The organism is Brevibacterium permense (assembly GCF_013280495.1).
In the GTDB taxonomy this organism is placed as follows: domain Bacteria; phylum Actinomycetota; class Actinomycetes; order Actinomycetales; family Brevibacteriaceae; genus Brevibacterium; species Brevibacterium permense.
The window spans coordinates 1-1,361 of the sequence record NZ_JABSSX010000037.1 but is presented as its reverse complement, the minus strand read 5'-3'; the positions used below and the strand labels follow the sequence as shown (position 1 = coordinate 1,361).

Sequence of the window (1,361 nt, the reverse complement as noted above, 5' to 3'; positions counted from 1 at the left end):
GGCGGTTTCTATCTTCTAGTGCAACACCCGGCCTGACCAGCACGGTCGGGTCGGGACAGCACTTGAGAAGGAGCCCATCATGCGACCAGTGCCTTTCGACCACCTCGACGCGTTCTTCGTCTGCCTCCTCGTCGACCGGCTCACTGTGAAGGAGAGCTTGCGACGCGCTGGGATCGGTTATCAAACAGCCAGGCGATGGATGCGTCGCCTCGGAATCACGGTCCAGTTTGGCAAGCTGGGAGGTATGCCTGCCACGATCTGCACGAGACCTCCTGCTCCGACGGGCAATCGTTCCTATCGCCACTTGACGTTCGAGGATCGGATGACGATCCAGGCCGGTGTGCAATCGAGCCCGCCACTGTCGACGCGGGGCATCGCCGCCCAGCTCGGGGTGCACTACTCAACGGTGGCCAGAGAGCTCCAACGTCACCGCTTCGAGGCCTATGCTGGCTCCGGGGCCGGTGCTGCCTATAGCGCCGCGGCCGCGCACGTTCGTGCCGGTGCGACACAAGCAGGTAAGAAGCATCGGAGCAAACGCCTTGACGACTCGTGGATTCGTGCCCACGTTATCGATGGGCTCAACGATAAGTGTTCCCCACAGCAAGTCGCCGGTAGGCTCCGCCGTGAGTACCCGGACCGGAAGGACCTGCACGTGTCGCACGAGACGATTTATCAAGCCCTTTATCTGCAGGGAGCCGGAGGTCTTCGGCACGAACTCAAAGTGGTCAAGGCTCTTCGTTCGGGGCGGACGGGTCGTAAACCGCAGTCGAAGCTGCCCCGCCGATCCAGTCGCCCGTGGCTCGAGGGCGTCCGTTTGGTGGACCGGCCCCCGGTGGCTGCCGACCGGGCTGTGCCGGGTCATTGGGAGGGCGACCTCGTCGTTGACAACGACACGGGCGGGTTGGTCACGGTCATCGAGCGGCGGTCCAGGTTCTGCTTGGTGCGCAAGCTCCCGGATTGTCGGGACTCCCAGACCGTGACGGGGTTGGTGACCGAGATGATCCAGTCGTTGCCAGAGGCGTTGTTCGAGACACTGACGTGGGACCAGGGTACGGAGATGGCCGAGCACGCTCGGATCACCATGGGCACGGATTGCGGAGTGTTTTTCTGTGACCCGCATTCGCCGTGGCAGCGGCCGACGAATGAGAACACGAACGGGCTTATCCGTGACTATTTCCCGAAGGGGACTCGGTTCGATGATTCGGTCAGCGACGATGACGTTCAGGCGATGCAAGATCAGCTCAACCGGCGGCCTCGTAAGGTTCTGGAGTACGCGACTCCTGCTGAGGTGCTCGCCGGCATCGTGATGGAAAACGTAGGATAAACGCACCACGGTGTTGCACTAGAACCCTGAGCCCGCC

At 62.4% G+C, this 1,361-nt stretch carries 2 protein-coding genes; one reads left to right on the top strand and one right to left on the bottom strand.

All coding sequences use genetic code 11. The features are described 5' to 3' along the window. Positions 1–184 (bottom strand): hypothetical protein (locus tag HK353_RS16875; RefSeq protein WP_217278562.1); only part of this gene is annotated, 184 nt, incomplete at its 3' end. Here HK353_RS16875 and HK353_RS16785 point away from each other — a divergent pair. Next, complete coding sequence (locus HK353_RS16785; protein ID WP_425350572.1) at positions 146–1,324, top strand: IS30 family transposase; 1,179 nt, start codon at positions 146–148, stop codon at positions 1,322–1,324. The genes HK353_RS16875 and HK353_RS16785 overlap by 39 nt on opposite strands. Positions 1,325–1,361: the final 37 nt, after the last annotated feature.